The organism is Shewanella litoralis (assembly GCF_009828585.1).
GTDB lineage: Bacteria > Pseudomonadota > Gammaproteobacteria > Enterobacterales > Shewanellaceae > Shewanella > Shewanella litoralis.
The window spans coordinates 1-301 of record NZ_WSRZ01000133.1 but is presented as its reverse complement, the minus strand read 5'-3'; the positions used below and the strand labels follow the sequence as shown (position 1 = coordinate 301).

At 42.9% G+C, this 301-nt stretch carries 1 rRNA gene; it reads right to left on the bottom strand.

The window, feature by feature from the left end:
- Positions 1-240: 240 nt before the first annotated feature.
- Positions 241-301 (bottom strand): 16S ribosomal RNA (locus tag GQA99_RS20405); the annotation flags it as partial.

Sequence of the window (301 nt, the reverse complement as noted above, 5' to 3'; positions counted from 1 at the left end):
CAGTGTTTTGAGAACTCAATGTTTAATACGTCACCTAAAATAAAGTGCCGCATCAAACGATTTGCAATTAATCACATGACAGACTCATGCAATTAATTACTATCAGCTTTCCAAATTGTTAAAGAACAACACTGACCGGCTCGCGGCGTGTTTCACTCTACTTCCGAAGAAGTTAACAAGTAATCTGTGTGAACACTCACATGCATCGCTGCACTTTAGGTATTGAGTTAGTCGTATAGGTAAGGAGGTGATCCAGCCCCAGGTTCCCCTAGGGCTACCTTGTTACGACTTCACCCCAGTC